Here is a 22,712-nt window from a genome sequence, read left to right on the forward strand (position 1 = left end):
TCGTGAGCGCCGTCCCTGACGCGCAGGCCGGCGAGCGCAGGCCGGGGTTCGAGGTCCACCTCGACAACTTCGAGGGCCCGTTCGACCTGCTGCTGTCCCTGATCTCCAAGCATGAGATGGAGATCACGGAGGTGGCGCTCGCACGCGTCACGGACGAGTTCCTCGCGACCATCGCGTCCCACGAGAGCGACTGGGACCTGTCGCAGGCCAGCGAGTTCCTGGTGGTGGCGGCGACGCTGCTCGACCTGAAGGCGGCGCGCCTGCTGCCGCAGGGACAGGTCGAGGACGCCGAGGACCTCGAGCTGCTCGAGGCTCGCGACCTGCTGTTCGCCCGTCTGCTCCAGTACCGCGCGTTCAAGCAGGTGGCACTGACCTTCGAGCAGATGCTCGCGGCCCCCCGTCGCCTGCCGCGCGACGTGCCGTTGGAGCCGCAGTTCGCGATGCTGCTGCCCGAGCTCGTGTGGAGCGTGACCCCAGACGACCTCGCGCGGCTCGCGGCGCATGCGCTGCAGCCCAAGCAGGCGACAGCCGGCGTGAGCATCGCTCACCTGCACGCCCCAGCGGTCAGCGTGCGCGAGCAGGCCGCACTGGTCACGTCGCGGCTGCAGCGCGAGCGAGTCATGACGTTCAGGTCGCTCGTGCACGACGCCGACCACCTCAACATCGTGGTCGCCAGGTTCCTGGCGCTGCTCGAGCTGTTCAAGGAGGCCGTGGTCGCGTTCGATCAGATACGCTCTCTCGGCGAGCTCACGATCCGGTGGACCGGCGGCGAGGACCAGGTCGACATCGAGGTCTCGGACGAGTTCGACGAGGCAGCCCCTGTGGAGGAGAGCCGTGGAGACGAGTGACGTGCACACCCGAGGCGCCATCGAGGCGATCCTCATGGTCGTCGACGAGCCCGTGCCCGCCGCCGATCTCGCCGCGGCGCTCGACGTGCCCGAGGATGCCGTGGTCGCGACCCTGGGGCGCCTGCGCGACGAGTACGCGGACCCGGAAGCGCCCCGCGGCTTCGAGCTGCGTGAGGTCGACGGACGCTGGCGCGTGTACTCGTCGCGGCTGTACGCCGATGCGGTGGGGGCCTTCGTGGTGGAGGGGCAGTCGGCACGACTGTCGCAGGCGGCGCTCGAGACTCTCGCCGTGGTCGCCTACCGCCAGCCCGTCACCCGCGGCCAGGTGTCGCAGGTGCGCGGCGTGAACGTGGACTCCGTGATGAAGACGCTGTCCGCCCGTGGCCTGGTGACCGAGGTGGGAGAGATCGGCGGTGCCGTGCAGTACGGCACCACGACCGAGTTCCTCGAGAGACTGGGCCTGGCGTCGCTCGACGACCTTCCCGAGCTCGCGCCGTACCTGCCGGACCTGGCGGACATCGACGGAGAGGGACGCTGATGGGCGATCTGGAGATCCACCGGCCCGAGGGCGTGCGCCTGCAGAAGGTGCTCGCCGCCGCGGGCGTGGGCTCGCGGCGCAAGTGCGAGGTGCTGATCGAGCGGGGAGACGTCAAGGTCGACGGCGAGGTCGTCACGCAGCTGGGCGTGCGTGTCGATCCCGACGCCGTGAAGATCGAGGTCAAGGGCAAGCGCATCGTCGTGGACGACCACAGCGTCACGGTGGTGCTGAACAAGCCGCGCGGCGTGGTCTCCACGATGTCCGACCCCCAGGGGCGGCCCGCGCTGGACGCGTTCGTGCAGGACTACTCCGAGAGGCTGTTCCATGTGGGCCGGCTCGACGCGGAGACCACGGGCGTGCTGCTCCTCACGAACGACGGCGAGCTCGCCAACAGGCTCGCCCATCCCACGCACGGCGTGCCCAAGGTGTACGTGGCGAAGGTCGAGGGCCAGGTGGGCAAGCAGCTGTGCACGCAGTTGCGCGCCGGGGTCGATCTCGACGACGGTCCCGTGCGCGTCACGGACTGCGCGATCCTCGACGTGAGCAAGGGCCACTCCCTGGTCAAGGTGGAGCTCCACGAGGGACGCAACCGGATCGTGCGTCGCATGCTGGACAAGGTGGGTCACCCCGTGGTCGATCTGGTGCGCACGGACTTCGGCCCCATCAGCCTGGGGACGCTGCAGCCGGGCGAGGTGCGGCGTCTCAGCCGCGAGGAGGTCGGCGGGCTGATGGCGGTCGCCGGGCTGTGAACGCGACCCCGCGCCCCCGATACGATGGTGCGCATGCCAGTCAGAGCCATCCGCGGAGCCACGACCCTCGACGCTGACGACCGCGAGCACCTGCACGGCAGGACCCAGGAGCTGGTCGAGGCGCTCATGAGCGCCAACAGTCTCGACACCGAGGACGTGATCTCGGTGATCTTCACGTGCACGCAGGACATCGTCAGCGACTTCCCGGCGGCAGCGGCGCGCGAGCTGGGCTTCGGCGCCGTGCCGCTCATGTGCGCTCAGGAGATGGCGGTGCCCGGGGCCCTGCCACGGGTGGTCCGCGTGCTCGCGCACGTCGAGACCGCTCTCGCCCGCGAGGCCGTCACGCACGTGTACCTGCACGAGGCGGTCGCGCTGCGGCGCGACCTGGCGCAGTGAGCGCACCCGTGTCCGCCCCGCGCACTCATGTGATCGGCGCCGGGCTGATCGGTGCGAGCATCGGCATCGGGCTGAGCGCCGAGGGCTGGTCCGTGACCATCGAGGACGCGGACGAGGAGGCGGAGGCGCTCGCTCGCTCGATCGGAGCGGGGCGTGCGCTCGACGGCGGCGCACCCGACCTGGTGATCGTCGCGGTGCCGCCGTCCTTTGCGGCCGATGTGGTGGTCTCCTCGCTTGACCGGTTCCCTGGAGCGGTCGTCACCGACGTGGCGAGCGTGAAGGCACCGATCGCGGCCGCGGCCGATGCCTCGGGCCACGGGGAACGGTACGTCGGCTCTCACCCCATGGCCGGTCGCGAGATCTCGGGCGGCATGGCCGCCCAGGGCGACCTCTTCAAGGCCCGGCCATGGGTGGTGTGCGCGAACGGCGCGAGCGCATCGGCCGTCGAGACCGTGACGCGCCTCGCCCACGCGCTCCAGTGCGACGTGGTGCGCATGGAGGCCGGCGCGCACGACGCCGCGGTGGCGCGCGTGTCCCACGCCCCCCAGGTCGCCGCGTCCGCCGTCGCCGCGGCACTCGGTCCGCTCGAAGCGGATGACGTGGCCCTCGCGGGGCAGGGGCTCAGGGACGTCACCCGCATCGCCGCGTCCGACCCGGGGATGTGGGCGGACATCGCGCGCCTCAACCGCTCGGCTCTGGTCGCGACGATCGATCACATCATCGCGGACCTCGAGGACATCCGAGATGCCGACGACGTGGGCGAGGCGGTGACCGACCTCATCGAGCGTGGCCGCGTCGAGGTCGCGCGCATCCCTGGCAAGCACGGCGGCGCCAAGCGGGACTGGACTCCGGTCACCGTCGTGGTCCCCGACGCACCGGGACAGCTGCTGCGCCTGCTGGGCGACGCCGCGGCCGTGGGCGTCAACGTCGAGGACATCACCATCGAGCACTCGCCGCGTCAGCCCGTGGGCCTGACGACGCTTCACGTGCTCCCGGCGCGAGCGGGCGAGCTCGCCCAGGCACTCGCCGCCAACGATTGGGAGATCGCCGCACCATGACTGGAATCGTCATCGCCATCGACGGACCTGCCGGCACCGGCAAGTCGACCGTGTCTCGGGAGGTCGCGACGCGGCTGGGACTGGCGTACTTCGACACCGGGGCGACGTACCGCGTCGCGACTCTGGCGTGCCTCAAGGAGGGCGTCGACTTCAGCAGGACGAGCGACGTCGCCGCGATGGTCGCCACCATGAACGTCGAGCTGGTGCTCGATCCCGGAGCCCCGCGGGTGCTGCTCGACGGCGAGGACGTGTCGCGCCAGATCCGCACGGACACGGTCGCTCTGACGGTCTCCAAGGTCGCCACCAACCTGGAGGCGCGGCCCATCCTCCAGGAGATGCAGCGCACGGTGATCCGACACGAGCTGGAGGCGGGATTCTCGCGAGGCCGCGGCGTGTGCGCCGAGGGCCGTGACATCACCACGGTGATCGCGCCCGAGGCCGACGTGCGCGTGCTGATGACAGCGGACGACGAGGTACGGGTGGCACGCCGCGCCGGGGAGGGCGCGGACCGGATGACCGTGCGCGAGGCGGTGCTCGGGCGCGACCGGAGGGACAGCGCCGTGGTCAGCTTCCACGAGGCGGCCGATGGCGTGCACACGCTCGACACGACCGACCTCACCATCGAGGAGGCCGTGCGCGCGGTGATCTCGCTCGCGCACGAGGCCCAGCTGTGACCACTGCCCAGGCTCCGAGCCAGTGGGGACCGCGCTGGTCCCGATGGGTGGGCCGCGTGCTCGCCCGGGGCCTGTGGGCCACCGAGGTGCGCGGTCGGGACCGTGTGCCGAGCGCCGGTCCAGCCATCGTGGTCGCCAACCACGTGGGGTTCATCGACGGGCCGGTGCTGCATGGCGTGATCCCTCGCGGGTCGCACTTCCTCATCGGCTCCCACATGTTCCACGGCGCGCTCGGAGCGTTGCTGCGCGGCGCGTCGCAGATCGAGGTCGAGGGCTCCGGTCGTGCCGCTCTCGCGCAGGGGCTCGCGGTCCTGCGGCGCGGTGACGTGGTGGGGATGTTCCCCGAAGGCACCCGGGGGGCGGGACGGGCGGACGCGGTCCATGGCGGCGCGGCGTGGCTCGCCCTGCAGTCCGGCGCTCCCATCGTGCCCACGACGATGCTGGGCACCCGTCACACCGGCGAGCCGGTGAGCGTGTGGCCCCGGCCGCGCCGGCGCATCCTGGTGGAATTCGGCCACCCGCAGGTGCTCGAGCCACCCGCTGAGCTGAAGGGGCGCCGGCGTCAGGAATGGGCGCAGGAGGCCGTCGCTGAGGCACTGCGTGCCCAGGTCGCGGGGACGCTCGCGACCACCACCATCGAGTTGCCCGCCGACGACGGCGGACGCAGCGACACTGAGGAGGCTCTGTCATGAGCGACGACCAGGAGTACCACGGCCTCGAGGACGTTCCCGCTCCGTTGCAGGTGCCCTCGGATCCGGAGGAGTCACTCGACGAGGTGCGCGAGGCGGCTCTGCGGGCGGGGCTCGAGGAGTACGACCTCACGCCGGAGGACCTCGCCGCGCTGGCAGGGGAGGAGGCGCCGGAGACGGAGGCCGCTCTGCCGACCCTCGCCGTCGTCGGCCGTCCCAACGTGGGCAAGTCCACGCTCGTGAACCGCATCATCGGCAGGCGGCTGGCCGTGGTGGAGGACACCCCCGGCGTCACGCGCGACCGCGTGTCCTACCCCGCTGAGTGGGCGGGAACCGACTTCATGCTCATGGACACCGGAGGCTGGGAGGCCAAGGTGCAGGGCCTCGACCTGTCCGTGGCCCAGCAGGCCGAGGTCGCGATCGACATGGCGGACGCGATCCTGTTCGTCGTCGATGCGACCGTGGGCGCCACGGCGTCGGACGAGAAGGTGGTCAGGCTCCTGCGCAAGTCGGGCAAGCCGGTGGTGCTCGCCGCCAACAAGGTCGACGGCCCGCAGGGCGAGCTCGAGGCGGCCTCGCTGTGGAACCTCGGACTCGGAGAGCCCTACCCTGTGAGCGCGCTGCACGGACGCGGCACAGGCGACCTGCTCGACGCCGCGGTGGCGGCGCTCCCCACGGAGATGGAGCAGGTCGCGGTCGACCCGGAGGCGCCGCGCCGCATCGCGCTCGTGGGCCGCCCCAACGTGGGCAAGAGCTCGCTCCTCAACCAGCTGGCGGGAGAGCGCCGAGTGGTGGTCGATGAGACGGCCGGCACCACTCGAGACCCCGTGGACGAGCGCGTCGAGATCGGCGGGCGCGCGTGGACCCTGGTGGACACCGCGGGCATTCGACGTCGCGTGCACATGACCAAGGGCGCGGACTTCTACGCGTCCCTGCGCACAGGGGCGGCGATCGAGCGGGCGGAGGTGGCCCTGGTGCTGCTGGATGCCTCGGTGCCGCTGACGGACCAGGACACTCGGGTGATCTCCCAGGTGGTCGAGGCGGGCCGGGCGATGGTGCTCGTCTTCAACAAGTGGGACCTCGTGGGCGAGGACGAGCGCTTCCTGCTGGAGCGCTCGATCGAGCAGGACCTGGTCCAGCTCCCGTGGGCCCTGCGGATCAACCTGTCGGCCCGCACGGGGTGGCACACCAACCGCCTGGTGCCGGCGATCGACCTGGCGCTCGGGAGCTGGGATCAGCGCATCTCGACGGGACGCCTCAACAGCTTCCTGGGAGAGCTGGTCGCCGAGCACCCTCACCCCGTGAGATCCGGCAAGCAGCCCAAGATCCTGTTCGCCACGCAGGCGTCCACTCGCCCGCCGCGCTTCGTGATCTTCACCAGCGGATTCCTGGACCCCACGTACCGCCGCTTCATCGAGCGACGACTCCGCGAGGCGTTCGGGTTCGAGGGCTCGCCCCTCCAGATCTCGGTGCGCGTCAGGGAGAAGCGCAAGCGCCGCTGACGGCTCGCGGCTCGAGACCTAGGGCTGCGCCGGCGCGGACAGGTGCACGAGCTCGAAGGACTCTCCATCGCTGTCCCGCGGCAGGCCCGTGCGGATGTCGCACGCCCACGTGCGCCCCGTCTGCGCGTCCAGCCCGCGGATGGCGGCGTGGACGTCGCGGCTCTTGATCGCCTTCGCGGCCGCATCCTTGGCCGCCTCGCCCAGGCGCGAGAGGGGAGTGTCGGCGTCGGCCACGCCATCGACGATCTCCAGGATGGTCGCAGAGGGCATCGCGGCGCGATCGAGCTGGAGACCGGCGACCGGGGACACGGTGACCTCGACCCTGCCGTACTGAGCGCGCACCCGTTCGAGACCGCCCACGCCCCAGAGGTAGGCACCCATGCGGGAGGTGTTGGCCCAGACAGAGACCTGCGAGTAGCGGTGGGCCCCGACGCCCCCGGATCCTGCCTCACGCACCCCGTGGGCGAACAGCACCAGACCGGCGGCCGCGTCCATCGCCGGTCCGTCCGCGGCGATGCGGGAGCGCACCCGCGCCATGTCGTAGTCGCGCGGAAGGGCCACGGAGCAGTGCAGGACGATCATGCGGCCAGCCTAGGCCGTGGCGTCGTGGTCACCGCGCTGGAAGGCGAGCTCGACGAGCTCGCGCAGCACGCCCTCGTCGACGGCATCGAGGCGCTTGACGTACACGCATCCCGCACCCGTCGTGTGCGGACCGAGCCGCGCAAGCAGGGACTCGGCGCCAGGATGATCCTGGATCCCATACACGGACATCTGGGCCTTGCGGGGCGAGAACCCCACGTTCATCCAGTCGCCTTCGCGTCCGGAGGCGTAACGGTAGTGGTGGTGCCCGAACCCGACGATGCTCGTCCCCCACATCACCGGCGAGGCGCCGGTGACCTCCTCGATGAGCGCGACCAGCCGCCACGCCTCCTCGCGTCGGCGTTCGGGCTCGACGCCTGACAGGAACTGCTCAACCGGCTGATCCGTGGGCTGCGTCGTGTTCTGCGCCATGCCCTCAGGCTAGATCCACGCGCGTGAGCGCGCTGGACGGCGGGTGAGATGCGTCACGACCATGGCCTGCGCCCGAGCGGCTGCCGATAGCGTGGCCTCGTGCTCGACATCATGACCATGCGGATCGCCCTCGGCACGGTGTCGATCCTCGTGACCGTGCTGTTCTTCATGGGCGTCTATCGGCCCACGCGGTCGACGTTCGCCGGGTGGTGGACGGTGGGACTGCTGTGCTCGGGAGGGAGCACGAGCCTCCTGATGCTCAACGGCACCAGCGCGCAGGTGGTGACCAACCCCGCCGCGAACGTGCTCTCGGTCCTCGGCACCACCTGCGTATGGTTCGCGACCCGGTCCCTGCGGGGAGGGGGGCTGCCGCAGTGGCTCATGCCGGTCGCCGCCGCCGCGATCGTCGCCGTGTCAGCGCTGGACCAACCGGCCACGAATGCGTGGGCCGGCAACGGTGTGCTGTTCGCGTACATGGCCGTGATGTTCGTGCTCGGTTCCGTGGAGCTCTGGCGCAGCTGGCGGAGCCGTCGCGTGAGCGAGGGCCCGGTCCGCTCGACGGAGGCGCTGGTCGCTCTCCTCGTGGCAGCGCTGGCGGCGAGCGTGCTCGCAGTCTTCTACTCGCTGCGCACGGTGCTGTTCCTGACCGTCGGCAAGGACTCCGGCCTGTTCGAGACGCTCGTGGGCACCGGCACCACGACGGCGATCCTGCTGCTGACGCTGGTGGCGGTCACGTTCAGTGCCTCGACCATCGGCTGGGACCAGCAGACTCGCGTGCTGCGCCGGCGTGCTGTCTCCGATGACCTGACCGGGCTGCTGGGCCGCTCCGAGTTCCTCACCTGGACGGACACCGCGCTGTCCCAGAGCTCGCCAGGGGTGTCGCTGGTCGTGGCCGACCTGGACCACTTCAAGCGCATCAACGACGAGCATGGTCATGCTGCTGGCGATACGGCGCTGCTCGCCTTCGCCGATGCGCTGCGGGACGTGGTGGGCGAGGGCGAGTTCGCCGGCAGGCTCGGCGGCGAGGAGTTCGCGCTCCTGCTGCGTGACGCGCCCGAGCGCGCGACGTCCCGGCTGGAGTCTCTGGCACACGCACTCGCGCAACGATCGCGGACGGCAGACGTCCCCTTGCCCACCGCGAGCTTCGGGATCGCAGCCGCGACGCAGGGTGACACCCTCACGGCGCTCTTCGAGCGCGCGGATCAAGCGATGTATCAGGCGAAGGCGGAAGGCCGCGACCGCGTCGTGGTCTACGCCGAGCCCGCGCTCTGACGGCGCGACACGCCCGAGCCCGCGACCGTCTGCCTCGCCGCGCCCCGGCCTTCGCCGCCACGGTGGGCGCGCGCCTCGGCCGCGGTCCTCGGGGCTGACCGGGACCTTGGACCCAGTCCGCGGTGAGCACTAGATCTAGTGTGACGATGCGAGTGGCACCACGACATCTAGTGATGCGACGACGCGCGGACCGATAGGGGAGTCACATGAGCATCACCGATCTCGACCGCGAAGGCGGCGCTGCAGACGCTGCGTCTGCACCCACCGTCGTCAAGCGCGACGGGCGGACGGTGGCCTTCGACGAGCGCCGCATCGCAGTGGCGCTGACCAAGGCCTATGCGGCGGTGCATGGCACCGTCGAGCGCGCGCACCAGCGCAGCGTGGACGCGCTGGTGCGGCGCGTGGTCGCCGAGCTCGCGCACCGTGGCCCCGATCCGGTCAAGATCTACGAGATCCAGGCCGTGGTCGAGCACGAGCTGCTCGATGCTGGCGAGAGAGAGGTCGCGCGCGCGTACATCGACTACCGGGTGGAGCGGGACCTGCGCCGCTCGGAGGCGATGGATCTCAATCACTCGATCCACCGCCTGCTGGACAAGGACGCTGCGGTGGTGCACGAGAACGCGAACAAGGACGCGCAGGTGTACAACACCCAGCGCGACCTGACCGCCGGGATGGTGGCCCGGGCGATCGGGCTGCGGATGCTCCCTGCCCATGTGGCGAACGCCCATCAGAAGGGCGACATCCACTTCCACGATCTCGACTACCACCCGTACGCACCCATGACGAACTGCTGCCTGATCGACTTCCGCGGCATGCTGTCGACCGGCTTCAGGATCGGCAACGCTCAGGTGGATCCGCCACGATCCATCCAGACGGCCACCGCGCAGATCGCGCAGATCATCGCGAACGTGTCCTCGAGCCAGTACGGCGGCTGCACGGTGGACCGGATCGACGAGCTGCTCGCGCCGTACGCCGCCCTCAACCAGGCCAAGCACGAGGCCGACGCGCGGCGCTGGATCGCCGGAGACCGCGCCCAGCGGGACTACGCCCGCGAGAGGACCACGAAGGACATCTACGATGCGATGCAGAGCCTCGAGTACGAGATCAACACGCTCTTCACCTCGAACGGCCAGACGCCGTTCACCTCGGTCGGATTCGGGCTCGGCACCAGCTGGCTCGAGAAGGAGATCCAGCGGGCGATCCTGCGGGTGCGCATCCACGGGCTCGGAGCCGAGCGCCGTACGGCGATCTTCCCCAAGCTCCTGTTCACGCTGCGCCGCGGTATCAACCTCGACGCAGCCGACCCCAACTACGACATCAAGCGCCTGGCCGTCGAGTGCGCGACCAAGCGCATGTACCCGGACATCCTCAGCTACGACCGCATCGTCGAGATCACCGGCTCGTTCAAGGCGCCCATGGGCTGCCGGTCGTTCCTGCAGGGGTGGCAGGACGATGCTGGCGCGGAGGTGGTGGACGGGCGCATGAATCTCGGGGTGGTGACGCTGAACCTGCCACGCATCGCCCTCGAGGCCCAGGGTGATCTCGATCAGTTCTGGCGCATCCTGGACGAGCGGCTCCAGACCATGCGGGACGCGATCCTGTATCGGGTGGAGCGCTGCAAGGAGGCGGTGCCTGGCAACGCTCCCATCCTCTATCTTCACGGGGCGTTCGGACACCGGCTGAACCCCACGGATGAGGTGGACGCGCTGTTCCGGGACGGCCGCGCGACCGTGTCGCTCGGGTACATCGGACTGTACGAGGTCGCCGCGGCCTTCTTCGGCGGAGCCTGGGAGCAGGATCAGGACGCGAAGGCGCTCACGGTGGCGGTGCTCGGACGGCTGGGTGACGCCGCGGCGTCGTGGTCGGCGCACACGGGCTATCACGTGGGCGTGTACTCGACGCCGTCGGAGAGCCTCACGGATCGCTTCTGCCGGCTCGACAAGGACAGGTTCGGGGCCGTGCCCGACATCACGGACAAGGACTACTACACGAACTCCTTCCACTACGACGTCCGCAAGAGCCCCACGCCGTTCGAGAAGCTCGACTTCGAGGCCGAGTACGCGCCGCTGACGTCAGGCGGCTTCATCCACTACTGCGAGTACCCCGTGCTCGAGCACAATCCGAGCGCCCTCGAGGCGGTGTGGGACTACGCGTACGACCGCATCGGCTACCTCGGGACGAACACGCCGGTGGACCGCTGCTACGAGTGCGAGTTCGCAGGAGAGTTCGAGCCGACCGCGCGCGGCTTCCGCTGTCCGGCGTGCGGCAACGAGGATCCCCGCACCTGCGACGTCGTGAAGCGCACCTGCGGCTACCTGGGCAACCCGCAGCAGCGCCCCATGGTCCATGGCAGGCACGCGGAGATCGCCGCGCGGGTCAAGCACCTGACGGGCGACACCCGTGCGTGGCCCCTCCCGGCGGACGCGTCACCTCGGACGCGCGGCTGACGTTCATGCACCGCTCGCCAGACTCGCGCACGTGGATCGCCAGCAAGGTGAGCCAGGATCATGTCGCCGACTACAAGCCCTTCCAGTTCGTGGATGGGGAAGGCGTGCGATGCAGCCTCTACGTCGCTGGCTGCCTGTTCGGGTGCGAGGGGTGCTTCAACGAGCAGGCGTGGAGCTTTCGCCGGGGTGAGCCGTACTCGGACGCCCTCGAGGAGCGCATCATCGCGGATCTCGCGCACCCGGGGGTGCAGGGCCTGTCCCTGCTGGGCGGGGAGCCGTTCCTCAACACGACCGTGTGCCTGCGCATCGTGCGCCGTGTGCGCGATCAGCTGCCCGGCAAGGACGTGTGGTGCTGGACGGGGTACACGTTCGAGCAGCTGGCAGCCGACAGCGGGGACAAGCAGGAGCTGTTGAGCCTGGTGGACGTGCTGGTCGACGGCCCCTTCGAGCTGGCCCGGCGCGACCTCCGGCTGGCCTTCCGCGGGTCGGACAATCAGCGGGTGCTCGACGCGCGGCTGTCTGTCGCGGCCGGGCGGGCGATCGCGTGGACGGCATCGGGATGACGTGGTGGTTCGATCCTCGACGCACCTACGAGGACAACGTCGCACGCGGACCCTTCGGTGCGTTCGCCCCCGACGCCCGCTTGCCTGAGCCGACCGCGCAGGCACCGGGGGAGACGTTCCTGGCTCGACCGGTGCATCGACCGTTCGGGATCGCAGCCGGACCCTTGCCCACCGCGCGCCATTGCGCCGCCGCCTTCGCGCACGGCTTCGACATCAACGTCTACAAGACCGTCCGCTCCCGAGCGGTCCGCGCGCATCCGTTCCCGCACGCTCTCGCCGTCCGTGTCGAGGGCGACCTGCCAGCGGGCGGCCGGGAGACGCTCGTGGCCGACGCGGACATCGACTCAGCCTGGAGCATCTCGAACTCGTACGGCGTGCCGTCGTCCGACCCCGACGTCTGGCAGCCGGACATGGAGCGGGCAGCCCAGGCAGCCGGCGCCGGCCAGCTGCTCGTGGGCTCCTGCCAAGGGACGCGGGACGGTGGATCGGAACGCTCCCTCATCGAGGACTACGCCCGAACCGCCGCACTGGTCGCGGAGACCGGCGCCCATGCGATCGAGCTGAACCTCAGCTGTCCCAACGAGGGCACGTCTCAGCTGGTGTGCCACGATCCTCGCCTGACCGGCAGGGTGGTCGGCGCGGTCAAGGAGCGCGTGGGCGACGTGCCGGTGGTCGTCAAGATCGCCTACGTGCGCTCGGACCACGACCTCGCGGCCCTGGTCGCCTCCGTGACCGACGCGGTCGAGGGCATCGCGGCGGTGAACACGCTGCCGGCGCGGCTGGTCCGCGTCGACGGCTCGCCCGCCCTGCCCGGTGCGGGCCGTGAGGTCGCAGGGGTGTGCGGCGCGGCGATCCGATGGGCGGGCCTCGAGATGAGCTCGCGGCTGGCCCGGCTGCGGGAACGGACGGGTGCCGCGTTCGTGATCGTGGGGGTCGGAGGGGTGCTCACCGCCCACGACTACGTCGCCTACAGGCTCGCCGGGGCTGACGCGGTGATGGCGGCGACAGGCGCCATGCGGGACCCGGCTCTGGCACGGGCCGTGCGCGCCGTGCGGGTGGGCGAGCCGACGGGCTAGCCCTGAGCGTGCGCTCCCTGCGACCTCGCCGCCTCGATGTCGCGCAGTCCGCGGCGCAGAACCTTGCCCACGTTGGTCTTGGGCAGCTCGTCGAGGAACTCGATCTGGCGCGGCCGCTTGTATCCCGTGAGGTGCTCCTTGAGATAGTCCGCGAGCTCGGCCTCCGTGAGAGAGTCGTCACGACGCACCACGAACAGCTTGGGCACCTCGCCGGCCCGCTCGTCCGGGATGGGGATGGCCCCGGCCTCGGCGACCTTGGGGTGGAGCATCGCAGCGTCCTCGAGATCCCCGGGGTACACGTTGAAGCCGGAGACGACGATGATCTCCTTCTTGCGGTCGACGATGCGCAGATAGCCGTCCTCGTCGAACGTGGCGACGTCTCCCGTGAGCAGCCAGCCGTCCTCGGTGATCACGGCGGCCGTCTCCTCCGGCTTGTGCCAGTAGCCCGCCATGACCTGTGGACCCTTGACCGCGAGCTCGCCGGGCTCGCCTGGCGGCACGTCGCGGCCCTCGTCGTCCAGCACGCGCACATCGGTCGAGGGCAGCGGCACCCCGATGGTGCCGATGCGCGGCGGCAGGTGGGTGGGGTTCACGCTCACCACGGGCGACGCCTCGGTGAGGCCGTAGCCCTCGACGATGTCCGAGCCCGTCATCTCGCGCCAGCGAGCGCCCACCGCGGAGCGCAGCGCCATGCCGCCGGCGACGGAGATCTTCACGTTCGATAGATCCAGCCTCGCGAAGTCCGCGTTGTCCATGAGTGCTCCGGCGAGCGTGCTCACCAGGACCAGCGCATCGGGCTTCGAGGCGTCGATGGTCTTGACGAAGCCGGGGATGTCGCGTGGGTTGGTGACCAGCACGTTGTGGCCGCCGAACCGCAGGAAGCCGATGCAGTTCACGGTCAGCGAGAACACGTGGTACAGCGGGAGGGCCGCGATCACGGTCGACCCGCCGTCCTCGAGCACGGCGCGGATGTTGCCGATGAACTGCTCCTGGTTGCACAGCATGTTCCAGTGGGTGAGGACGGCTGCCTTGGTGCCGCCGGTGGTGCCTCCCGTGTACTGGAGGAACGCGACGTCCTCGTGGGTCACGCCCGGCTCGGTGAACCGCTCAGGGTCGCCGCCCAGGATGGTGCGGAAGGGGATCGCCTGGGGAAGGAAGTAGGCGGGAACCATCTTCTTGACCCTCTTCGCGACCAGGTTCACGATGGCGCGCTTGGGCTGGTGCAGCATGTCGCCGGCCTCGGTGACGATGACGCTCTCGATCGACGATCCCGGGAGGACCTTCTGCACCGTGTGAGCGAAGTTGGCGAGGACGACGATCGCCCGCGGCTCGGCGTCCGCGATGACCTTGGACAGCTCGTCCGCGGTGTACAACGGGTTCGCACCGACCACGACGAGGCCGGCGCGCAGCGCTCCGTACAGCACCACCGGGTACTGCATGAGGTTGGGCATCTGGATCACGATGCGGTCGCCCTTGGTCAGGCCGAGGTCGTGCTGGAGGTACGCGGCCACGCGCGTCGCGAGGTCGTCCAGCTCCGCGAAGCTGAGCGTGCCGCCCAGGTTCGAGAAGGCCGTGCGGTCGCCGTACCGCAGGGCAGCCTGGTGTGCCATGTCTCCCAGGCTGGACTCCTGGGGCACCTCGATGGTGCGGTCGACCCCTGGCGGGTAGTGGGCGAACCAGGGCCGGTCGCCGCCGGCGACCGGGTCGTGGCCGGGAAGGGGGCGGGCGGTGTCGTCGTGCGTCATCATGCATCTCCATTGATGTCGATGGTGGTGGGAAAACTGTAGTGCGTGGCAGGGATCTCAGCTGACAGGGGAGCGGGTGTGGTGCGTCCAGTCGCTCATCCACGGCGCGATCCTGAGGTGGGCGGGGAAGCCTCCGACGGCACGCTCGAGCTCGTCGACCTCGACCGTGCCGCCGGCCCGGCGCACGAACCGCCCCCGCACCACCGCGTGGGCGTGGACGGTCTCACCCACGACGAAGCGATGCTCCAGATAGCACCAGCGTTCGTCGAAGCCCAGGACGCGGGTGTGGAGATCGAAGCGCTGGCCCAGCCGGAGCTCCTTGCGGTACGTGATGGTCTGACCTGCCACGACCGCCGCCCAGCCACGCTCGGCCAGGCGCTCCCACCAGCCCGAGCGCTTGAGCAGCTCGTACCTGCCCAGGTCCATGAGCGTCAGATAGCGACCGTTGTTCATGTGTCCGAGCACGTCCAGGTCCGTGGGGGTCACGATGAAGCTCACCGCCACGTCATCCCACAGCGACGCAGGGCGTGGTCGCATGAGGGCGATCCACCTGCGCAGCAGGCGCCACCACAGATTCATGGGGCCTCCGTCACCTGCAGGCGCAGGAGCGGCCGGCTGCCGTCGCGTGACGTGACGGTCGCATCGATGGCGTGCTCGCGTGCCGTGCTCGCGAAGCCGACCGGCCCTGGCAGAAGGATGGGCTTCAGGAAGTCGACATGGACGCGGTAGGACGCGGGGAGTCGGTTCTCGAGCGCGGCGAGCGCGCGGGCGTGCGTCCACATGCCGTGGATGATGGGCCGGGCGAATCCGAAGGCCTTGGCGGCGATGCGGCTGGTGTGGATCGGATTGGGATCGTGCGACACGCGCCGGTACCGGCGTCCGAGGTCACCGGGCAGTCGCCACGTGGCATGGGGGACGAGCGGCTCCCACGGTGGCCTCTCGGCTTCCTCTGGCTCGCCCGGCGTGCTCATCCCCGATGCCAGGTAGGTGCTGACTCCCTCCCACACCACGTCCCCTGCGACGGTGATGGTGCCCACGAGGTCCACCAGCGCTCCACGCCGGTGGGGCCGGAGGTTCTGCGCGTGCACCGCGATGTCGAGGGACTCCTGAACGCCCACCGGGCGGTGGAGCGTCATGGAGTTCGACACGTGCACCGCGCCCGCCAGACGCACCGTGGAGCTCCGATCTCCCAGCACGTGCACGTGCAGGGGGAAGGTGAGCACGTGGAGCCACGTGGGTGGCACGTGATCGCGCAGCGTGAACCCGCAGACCCTGCTGTACTCGGCGAGCCTCGCGGGATCCTGCCGGTAGCCACTCACCTGAACGGCGTGGCGAGGCAGGCGGGCCTCGTCTCGGCGCGAGGGCGCGAGCGCACGTGCGAAGGCGGCGGCCATCCCCGGCATGGCGTCGAGGTGCTGGACGGGACGATCGGCGGCGCCGGCGGCCGGGGGGACGGACATCAGGCGCCCACCAGGTTCTGGCCGCACACTCGGATCACCTGACCCGTCACGCCTTGCGACGAGGGATCGAGCAGGTAGCCGATGGTCTCCGCGACGTCCTCCGGCCTCCCTCCCTGGCTCAGGGAGTTGGAACGGCGGAACACCTCGCGCTGCACGAAGGGTATCCGTCCCGTCATCTCCGTCTCGATGAATCCCGGGGCGACGGCGTTGACGGTGATGGCGCGCGCCGCGAGGTCCGGCGCCATCGCGGCGACGAGCCCTGCGACTCCTGCCTTGGACGCCGCATAGTTGGTCTGGCCCTTGTTGCCCGCCAGGCCCGAGGTGGAGGCGATCCCGATCACGCGGCCGCCGTCCTCGATGCCGCCTGCTGTGGCCGGATCGAGCAGGACCTCGTTGATGCGCATCTGGGCGGCGAGATTCACCTCGAGGACCGAGGCCCAGCGCTGCGCATCGGTATTGACGAGCATCTTGTCGCGCGTGATGCCGGCGTTGTGGACGATGCCGTGGATGCGCTCGCCGCGCTGGGCGACGTGCGACGCGATCCGCAGTCCCGCATCGGCCGCGGTGATGTCGAGCTGCAGCGCCGTGCCTCCCACCTCGTTCGCGACGGCGGCGAGCGCCTCGCCGGCGGGAGGGATGTCGATGGCGACGATGCGCGCTCCGTCGCGTGCCAGGGTTCGCGCGATCGCGGCGCCAATGCCCCGCGCAGCGCCGGTCACGACGATGGTCCGACCGTCGAGCGGCCTCTCGGCGAGGGGGTCCTGCGCCTGGTTCGCCGCGTCCACGTGCCAGCGCTGGCCGTCGACGAACGCCGAACGCCCCTGCAGGACGAAGCCGAGCGTGGACACCAGATCTCCGGGCCCGGCATCCGGCGCGACCTCGAGGAGCGTCGCGGTGGCGCCGCCGCGCAGCTCCTTGCCCACGGTTCGATTGATGCCGTCGAGGGCCCGCGCGACCGCCTGCGCCTCCCAGTCACCGGCGGCGGGCCTCGCGAGCACGACGATGCGGCCCGAGCGCTCGATCGCCCGCACCGCGGGTCGCAGGAGCGCGCGCAGCTCCTCGAGCTGATCGATGCGCGTCGCGGCCGTCGCGTCGACCACGAGAGCGCCGATGCGCGAGCCGTAGCCGGGCGCGCTCTCGCCCTCGTCGACCACGGGCTCCTCGGTGGCGCGGCCCAGAAGGCGCATGGTGCGCGACGCGAGGTCGCCCCCACCGATGGAGGCCAGGACGATGGGACCGTCCGGCCACGTGCGTCCGCGGCGCAGCCGCGGCGGCTCCTTGAGGCCTGCCTTGGCGGAGACCGCCTTGCCGACGGGGGAGTAGAAGGCCTTCTCGAGCGCGCCCATCACACGGCCTCCAGGATCGCGACGACGCCCTGTCCGCCTGCAGCACACATGGAGATGAGCCCCTTCGAGCCGGCGCCACGCTGGTGCAGCAGCTTCGCCAGCGTGGGCACGATCCGTGCGCCGGTCGCGGCGAACGGGTGACCCACCGCCAACGAGGAGCCGGTCACGTTGAGCCTGGCGCGGTCGATGGTGCCGAGCTTGCCGTCGAGCCCGAGGCCGCGGCAATAGTCCTCGTCGTCCCACGCCTTGAGCGTGGTCAGCACGGTCGAGGCGAATGCCTCGTGGATCTCGATCAGGTCGAAGTCGTCCAGCGTGAGGCCCTGGCGCTCCAGCATCCGTCCGGCCGCTGCGACCGGCCCCAGCAGGAGGTCGTCTCCGCCCGGGTGATCCACCGCGGCGACCTCTGCGTCCACGACCTTGGCGAGCACGGGCATGTGGTGTGCCGCTGCCCACTCCTCGCTCGCCAGCAGTGCCGTCGCGGCGCCGTCGGACAGCGCGGTGGAGTTGCCCGCCGTCATGGTGCCGTGCTCGCCGCCGAACGCCGGGCGCAGCTTCGCCAGCTTCTCGACGGAGGTGTCGGCGCGGAGGATCGCGTCACCCGCGACGCGGAGGTACGGCGTGACGAGGTCGTCGAAGAAGCCGTCGTCCCAGGCGGCCGCGAGGTGGTGGTGCGATGCGGCCGCGAGCTCGTCCTGCTCCTCGCGCGAGATGCCCCAACGCTCGGTGGTGAGGGCCTGGTGCTCGCCCATGGACAGGCCGGTGCGCGGCTCCGTGACGCTGGGCGCCTGAGGCTTCAGGTGGCTGGGTCGCACGCTGGCGAAGGGCTTGATGCGATCCATCGCCGAGCGCGCGCTGTTGGCCTTGAGCAGGGTGCGCCGCAAGGGGTCCGACACGGTGATGGGGGCGTCGGACGTCGAGTCGACGCCGCCGGCGATCCCGGACTCGATCTGCCCCAGGCGAATCTTGTTCGCGATGTAGATCGTGGTCTCCAGGCCCGTCCCGCACGCCTGCTGCAGGTCGCATGCGGGCGTCGCGGGGGAAAGCGCGGAGCTGAGGACCGCTTCGCGGGTGAGGTTGAAGTCCTTGGGGTGCTTCAGGACGGCGCCTGCGGCGACCTCGCCGATGCGCTCGCCGGCGAGGCCGAAGCGCGCCACGAGCCCGTCGAGGGCTGCAGTGAGCAGGTCATGATTCGAGGCCTGGGCGAACGGGCCGCCGGCCTTCGCGAACGGGGTGCGATTGCCCCCGACCACCACGGCGTTGTGGGTCATGCGGTGCCTCCATCGTTGAGAGAAACTAACCGATACCAACGGTAGCAGATACCGCGAGTGTCGGGTAATGTGGCGACCATGACCACCGACGGCAGAGACGCCCGCTGGGAGCAGCACCGCGCCGACAGGCGGCGGGAGCTGGTCTCTCACGCCCTGCGTGCCATCCGCGTGCACGGCGCGCAGGTGGGCATGGATGCGATCGCCGCCCGGGCGGGCACCTCCAAGACCGTCATCTACCGCCACTTCGGCGACCGCGAGGGCCTCTACGACGCGGTCGTCGAGTCCGTCCACAGCTACATCCACGAGGGTCTCGCCGCGGCCTTCCGGCTGTCGGACCCCGCGGACCTCGGCAGGCTCACCGCTGATCTCGCCGACGCCTATCTGGAGCTCGTGGAGCGCGATCCCGAGATCTATCGGTTCGTCATGACTCCGCCGCCGCAGGGAGCTGACGCGGTGGTCGATCCCGTCCGTGGCCTGCCAGGCGTGATCGGCGAGGAGATCTCCGCTGCGATCGCCCACAGCCTCACGGAACGCGGCCTGGACGCCTCGGCCGCTCCCACGTGGGGGCATGGCCTCGTCGGCTTCATCAAGGCCACCGCAGATCACTGGATGGCATCGAGCCCGCGACCACCGCGTGAAGACGTGGTGGCGCACATCGCAGACTTCTTCGCCCCCGCACGAGTCGGCGCACCCGCGCCGGCACCCCACTGACTGGAGGATCGACGATGACGTTGACCGCGCAGCACCACCGCGAGACCACCCCCTTGCGCGACGAACGGCTGACCACGCTGGGCTCACGACTGCGCGTGGCCCTCGACGGCCCCTTCGCCGCCGAGCGAGCGGTGCGCCGCGCCACCTTCCCGGCGGAGGGCATGCTCCGCGATCCCGAGCTCGACGTGGCCGCCTCGCGCGCATGGACCCTGCAGCGCCTGCTCGACCTCGACAAGCAGGGCTTCGGGCACGTGGGCGTGCCGGAGGGTGCGGACGCCGTCTCGGACCCGCTGACCGCCGTGCTGGCGTTCGAGATGCTGAGCCATGGCGACCTCTCCGTGACCATCAAGTCGGGCGTGCAGTTCGGCCTGTTCGGTGGGGCGGTGACGAACCTGGGCACCGCGTGGCACCACGACACCTACCTGCCTGACATCACGTCGATGACCCTGCTGGGCGGCTTCGCGATGACTGAGCTGGGGCACGGCAGCGACGTCGCGAGCCTCGAGACCACCATCACCTACGTGCCCGAGACGGACGAGTACGAGGTGCATTCGCCCACCCCCGGATCCACCAAGGCCTACATCGGCAACGCTGCCAAGGACGGCACGATGGCCGCCGTGTTCGGTCAGCTCGTGGTCGACGGCACGGGGCACGGGGTGCATGTCATCCTCGTGCCGCTGCGCGACGACGCCGGTGGGGACCTGCCCGGCGTGACCACCGGCGACCACGGTCACAAGGGCGGGCTCCTGGGGGTCGACAACGGCACCCTCCGCTTCGACCACGTCCGGGTGCCGCGACGGATGCTGCTGAACCGCTACGGCGGCGTCGATGAGACCGGCGCGTACGTCTCGCCCATCGACAACCCCAACCGTCGGTTCTTCACGATGCTCGGCACGCTCGTCCGTGGACGCGTGTGCGTGGGGGGAGGCGGAGGCATCACCGCACGCCGAGCCCTGTCGATCGCCACGCGGTACGGACTGTCGCGCCGGCAGTTCCCGGCCTCAGGACGCCCCGACGGGGTGCGCCTCATGGACTACCTGGTGCATCAGAAGCGACTGCTTCCTCGCATCGCTCGGGCGTACGCGCTGGGCTTCGCGCAGAACGAGCTCATCGTCGACCTCGTGCACGTCCAAGGTGCGGACGACTCGAGCGAGGAGGACCAGCGACGCCTCGAGACCCACGCCGCAGGGCTCAAGGCCGTCACCACGTGGTTCGCGAACGACACCGTCCAGGAGGCTCGCGAGGCATGCGGCGGCAGCGGGTACCTCAGCGAGAACCAGCTGGTCGAGATGCGGCGCGACGTCGACATCTTCGCGACGTTCGAGGGCGACAACACCGTCCTCATGCAGCTCGTCTCGAAGGCGCTCCTGACCGACTACAAGAAGGAGTGGAGCGAGCTGGATCGCACGGGCGTGGTGCAGGCGACGGCTCGCGTGGCAGGCGAGACGGTGATGGAGGCCACCTCTGCGAACCTGGTCCTCGAGCGCCTCGCGGACGCCGTGCGGCGCAAGCCGGAGGAGACCACGCTGGTCGACAGGCGCTGGCACGCGCTGATGTTCGAGGAGCGCGCTCGTCACTCGCTCGAGTCGCTCGCCCAGCGGATGCGGGCGGCGAGCAAGGAGCAGGGTGACTCCTTCGAGGCGTTCAACGCCCTGGGCGACCACGTGCAGTTCGTCGCCCATGCGTACATGGAGCAGCGCATCCTGACCGCGTTCGTCGACGCTCTCGAGACGGTGGAGGACGAGGAGACCCGCGACGTCCTCGAGCGCCTGTGCAGCCTGTACGCCTTGCATTCGATCCATCAGGACCGCGCGTGGTTCATGGAGCACAATCGGATCAGCTCGGGCCGCTCCAAGGCCATCGGCGCGCAGATCAACGACCTGTGCCGTGAGCTCAGGCCGCACGCGCTGAGCCTGGTGGAGGGCATGGGCATCCCCGAGGCATGGTTGGGAGCCGCGATACTCAAGGTTTGACGCCAGGCACCGGAACCCAGAACGAGAGTTTGGCACCATTTTCATCTCTCAGGGCGTTAGGTGATGAAAATGGTGCCAAATTCTGATGAGGGGTGGCGTGGGGCGATGTCGACCAACGGCTGGATGAGCGCGGTGGGGCGCGTCACGGAGCGCATCTGGTTCCGCCTGACCCTGTTCGGCGTGGTGGCGATCCTGCTGGCGCTGCTCGCGCGACTCGTGGGCGAGCTCGTGCCGGGCTCGATCACGATCGACTTCGGCCAGGACTCCGTGAGCGGGATCCTGCAGATCCTCGCGACGTCGATGCTCGCGGTCACCACCTTCTCGCTGACCGCGATGATCTCCGCCTATGCCAGCGCATCGGCCGGGACTACGCCTCGGGCTACCCAGCTGCTCATCGCCGACCGCACGTCGCAGAATGCCCTCAGCACGTTCCTGGGGTCCTTCGTGTTCGCGATCGTGGGCATCGTCGCGCTGTCCACGAGCTACTACGGCGAGTCCGGGCGCACCGTGCTGTACGTCGGCACGCTGGTGGTGATCGCCCTCATCGTCGTGACCCTCATGAGGTGGATCCATCACCTGACCGAGTTCGGCCGCATGGCGGATGTGATCGATCGCGTCGAGCGGGCCGCCACGGACGCCGCGTGCGAGCACGCGCGCTCGCCGCACCTCGGCGGAGCGCCGCCGGTGGAGATCCCCGCGGCGGCACGGCCGCTCGCCGCGTCCCGCGCAGGCTGCGTCACGGGAATCGACATGGCCGAGCTGGCGACGATCTGCGACAGCGCCAGGCTCACCGTCCATGTGCACGCCCTCCCCGGTGCCGCCGTGGGCCTGGGCAGGCCGCTCGCGACCGTCGAGGGCACGGCGGACGAGGCGACGGTGGAGCGCCTGCGCGGCGTGTTCCGCATCGAGGATCACCGCACCTACGAGCAGGACCCGCGGCTGGGCTACGTCGCCCTGGCGGAGATCGGCTCCCGTGCGCTGTCGCCGTCCACCAACGACCCGGGATCCGCGATCGAGGCGCTCAACGCGATCCAACGAGTGCTGACGCGGATGCTTACCACCACCACCACCGATGCCGAGGTGCGCCATCCGCGTGTCCACGTGCCGACCGTGACGCTCGAGGACATCGTGGAGGATGCGCTGCGGCCGCTGGCTCGCGACGGGGCGGCGGTGGTCGAGGTGGGGCTGCGCATCCAACGCGTGATCGGAGACATCATCGGCATCGTCTCCGCCGACGATGCGTCGGTGCTGCGCAAGGCCTCCACGCGAGCGGAGCGCCGTGCAGTCGGCGGGCTCGCGGACGCGGGCGACCAGGAGCTGGTGACGGCGGCAGCGCTGGAGGTCCGGGCACGTGAGGCAGGCTCCGCTCTGCACCCGTGACAAGGC

The 22,712-nt window shown here is 70.3% G+C and carries 22 protein-coding genes; 15 read left to right on the forward strand and 7 right to left on the reverse strand.

Features of this window, described 5'->3' with window-relative positions:
- Positions 1-2 precede the first annotated feature (2 nt).
- The 8 genes from Dac01nite_RS06325 to der are packed head-to-tail and all read left to right on the forward strand — an operon-like array spanning position 3 to position 6,454.
- On the forward strand, positions 3-848 hold the full coding sequence (locus Dac01nite_RS06325; RefSeq protein ID WP_239066548.1) for a segregation and condensation protein A: 846 nt from the start codon (positions 3-5) through the stop codon (positions 846-848).
- Entirely contained in the window at positions 835-1,386 is a 552-nt protein-coding gene (gene scpB, locus Dac01nite_RS06330) for an SMC-Scp complex subunit ScpB (RefSeq protein ID WP_308438279.1), read from the forward strand. The genes Dac01nite_RS06325 and scpB overlap by 14 nt, the downstream gene beginning before the upstream one ends.
- Positions 1,386-2,135, forward strand: a complete 750-nt coding sequence (locus Dac01nite_RS06335) for a pseudouridine synthase (protein ID WP_203654541.1) — start codon at positions 1,386-1,388, stop codon at positions 2,133-2,135. Before scpB ends, Dac01nite_RS06335 begins: the two co-directional genes overlap by 1 nt.
- Before the next feature lie 33 nt (positions 2,136-2,168).
- Positions 2,169-2,531 carry a chorismate mutase gene (gene aroH, locus Dac01nite_RS06340; protein WP_203654543.1) on the forward strand — a complete coding sequence of 121 codons (363 nt, stop codon included), beginning with the start codon at positions 2,169-2,171 and terminating at the stop codon, positions 2,529-2,531.
- A gap of 8 nt (positions 2,532-2,539) precedes the next feature.
- The gene (locus tag Dac01nite_RS06345) at positions 2,540-3,589 is read left to right on the forward strand and encodes a prephenate dehydrogenase (protein ID WP_203654546.1); all 1,050 of its coding nucleotides are present in this window, start codon (positions 2,540-2,542) and stop codon (positions 3,587-3,589) included.
- Positions 3,586-4,263: a (d)CMP kinase gene (gene cmk / locus Dac01nite_RS06350; RefSeq protein ID WP_203654559.1), complete on the forward strand. Its 678-nt coding sequence runs from the start codon at positions 3,586-3,588 to the stop codon at positions 4,261-4,263. Before Dac01nite_RS06345 ends, cmk begins: the two co-directional genes overlap by 4 nt.
- Complete coding sequence (locus tag Dac01nite_RS06355; protein ID WP_203654566.1) at positions 4,260-4,955, forward strand: lysophospholipid acyltransferase family protein; 696 nt, start codon at positions 4,260-4,262, stop codon at positions 4,953-4,955. The genes cmk and Dac01nite_RS06355 overlap by 4 nt, the downstream gene beginning before the upstream one ends.
- Entirely contained in the window at positions 4,952-6,454 is a 1,503-nt protein-coding gene (gene der, locus Dac01nite_RS06360) for a ribosome biogenesis GTPase Der (protein ID WP_203654568.1), read from the forward strand. The genes Dac01nite_RS06355 and der overlap by 4 nt, the downstream gene beginning before the upstream one ends.
- Positions 6,455-6,472: 18 nt before the next feature.
- On the opposite strand, the gene Dac01nite_RS06365 is transcribed toward der, so the two are convergent.
- A complete protein-coding gene (locus Dac01nite_RS06365) occupies positions 6,473-7,036 on the reverse strand; it encodes a DUF4865 family protein (protein ID WP_203654570.1) in 564 nt (187 codons plus the stop codon).
- Positions 7,037-7,045: 9 nt separating this feature from the next.
- Positions 7,046-7,465 (reverse strand): DUF1801 domain-containing protein, encoded by a 420-nt coding sequence (locus Dac01nite_RS06370; RefSeq protein WP_203654572.1) that lies wholly within the window; start codon positions 7,463-7,465, stop codon positions 7,046-7,048.
- A 99-nt stretch (positions 7,466-7,564) separates the two neighbouring features.
- On the opposite strand from Dac01nite_RS06370, the gene Dac01nite_RS06375 reads away from it, so the two are divergent.
- The 4 genes from Dac01nite_RS06375 to Dac01nite_RS06390 all read left to right on the forward strand — a co-directional run bounded on the left by Dac01nite_RS06375 (position 7,565) and on the right by Dac01nite_RS06390 (position 12,823).
- Positions 7,565-8,737 (forward strand): GGDEF domain-containing protein, encoded by a 1,173-nt coding sequence (locus tag Dac01nite_RS06375; protein WP_203654574.1) that lies wholly within the window; start codon positions 7,565-7,567, stop codon positions 8,735-8,737.
- Between the two features lie 206 nt (positions 8,738-8,943).
- Entirely contained in the window at positions 8,944-11,184 is a 2,241-nt protein-coding gene (nrdD, locus tag Dac01nite_RS06380; RefSeq protein ID WP_203654576.1) for an anaerobic ribonucleoside-triphosphate reductase, read from the forward strand.
- Between the two features lie 5 nt (positions 11,185-11,189).
- Positions 11,190-11,747: an anaerobic ribonucleoside-triphosphate reductase activating protein gene (gene nrdG, locus Dac01nite_RS06385; RefSeq protein WP_203654583.1), complete on the forward strand. Its 558-nt coding sequence runs from the start codon at positions 11,190-11,192 to the stop codon at positions 11,745-11,747.
- A complete protein-coding gene (locus Dac01nite_RS06390; RefSeq protein ID WP_203654592.1) occupies positions 11,744-12,823 on the forward strand; it encodes a tRNA-dihydrouridine synthase in 1,080 nt (359 codons plus the stop codon). Before nrdG ends, Dac01nite_RS06390 begins: the two co-directional genes overlap by 4 nt.
- On the opposite strand, the gene Dac01nite_RS06395 is transcribed toward Dac01nite_RS06390, so the two are convergent.
- Genes Dac01nite_RS06395 through Dac01nite_RS06415 form a run of 5 tightly spaced genes read right to left on the reverse strand, consistent with a single transcriptional unit; the run spans position 12,820 to position 18,642 of the window.
- The gene (locus Dac01nite_RS06395; protein WP_203654602.1) at positions 12,820-14,568 is read right to left on the reverse strand and encodes an AMP-binding protein; all 1,749 of its coding nucleotides are present in this window, start codon (positions 14,566-14,568) and stop codon (positions 12,820-12,822) included. The genes Dac01nite_RS06390 and Dac01nite_RS06395 overlap by 4 nt on opposite strands.
- A gap of 57 nt (positions 14,569-14,625) precedes the next feature.
- Positions 14,626-15,147 carry an acyl-CoA thioesterase gene (locus tag Dac01nite_RS06400; protein ID WP_203654604.1) on the reverse strand — a complete coding sequence of 174 codons (522 nt, stop codon included), beginning with the start codon at positions 15,145-15,147 and terminating at the stop codon, positions 14,626-14,628.
- The gene (locus tag Dac01nite_RS06405; protein WP_203654606.1) at positions 15,144-16,028 is read right to left on the reverse strand and encodes a MaoC/PaaZ C-terminal domain-containing protein; all 885 of its coding nucleotides are present in this window, start codon (positions 16,026-16,028) and stop codon (positions 15,144-15,146) included. Before Dac01nite_RS06405 ends, Dac01nite_RS06400 begins: the two co-directional genes overlap by 4 nt.
- Entirely contained in the window at positions 16,028-17,374 is a 1,347-nt protein-coding gene (locus Dac01nite_RS06410) for a 3-oxoacyl-ACP reductase (RefSeq protein ID WP_203654608.1), read from the reverse strand. The genes Dac01nite_RS06405 and Dac01nite_RS06410 overlap by 1 nt, the downstream gene beginning before the upstream one ends.
- Positions 17,374-18,642, reverse strand: coding sequence for an acetyl-CoA C-acetyltransferase (locus tag Dac01nite_RS06415; RefSeq protein ID WP_203654610.1), 1,269 nt, complete (start codon positions 18,640-18,642; stop codon positions 17,374-17,376). The genes Dac01nite_RS06410 and Dac01nite_RS06415 overlap by 1 nt, the downstream gene beginning before the upstream one ends.
- A gap of 78 nt (positions 18,643-18,720) precedes the next feature.
- Here Dac01nite_RS06415 and Dac01nite_RS06420 point away from each other — a divergent pair, with 78 nt between their 5' ends.
- The 3 genes from Dac01nite_RS06420 (at position 18,721) to Dac01nite_RS06430 (ending at position 22,706) form a co-directional block, all read left to right on the forward strand.
- A complete protein-coding gene (locus Dac01nite_RS06420) occupies positions 18,721-19,353 on the forward strand; it encodes a TetR/AcrR family transcriptional regulator (RefSeq protein ID WP_203654612.1) in 633 nt (210 codons plus the stop codon).
- Between the two features lie 14 nt (positions 19,354-19,367).
- The gene (locus Dac01nite_RS06425) at positions 19,368-21,326 is read left to right on the forward strand and encodes an acyl-CoA dehydrogenase family protein (RefSeq protein WP_203654621.1); all 1,959 of its coding nucleotides are present in this window, start codon (positions 19,368-19,370) and stop codon (positions 21,324-21,326) included.
- A 105-nt stretch (positions 21,327-21,431) separates the two neighbouring features.
- Positions 21,432-22,706 carry a DUF2254 domain-containing protein gene (locus tag Dac01nite_RS06430; RefSeq protein ID WP_203654623.1) on the forward strand — a complete coding sequence of 425 codons (1,275 nt, stop codon included), beginning with the start codon at positions 21,432-21,434 and terminating at the stop codon, positions 22,704-22,706.
- Positions 22,707-22,712: the final 6 nt, after the last annotated feature.

This window comes from Demequina activiva (genome assembly GCF_016862815.1).
GTDB lineage: Bacteria > Actinomycetota > Actinomycetes > Actinomycetales > Demequinaceae > Demequina > Demequina activiva.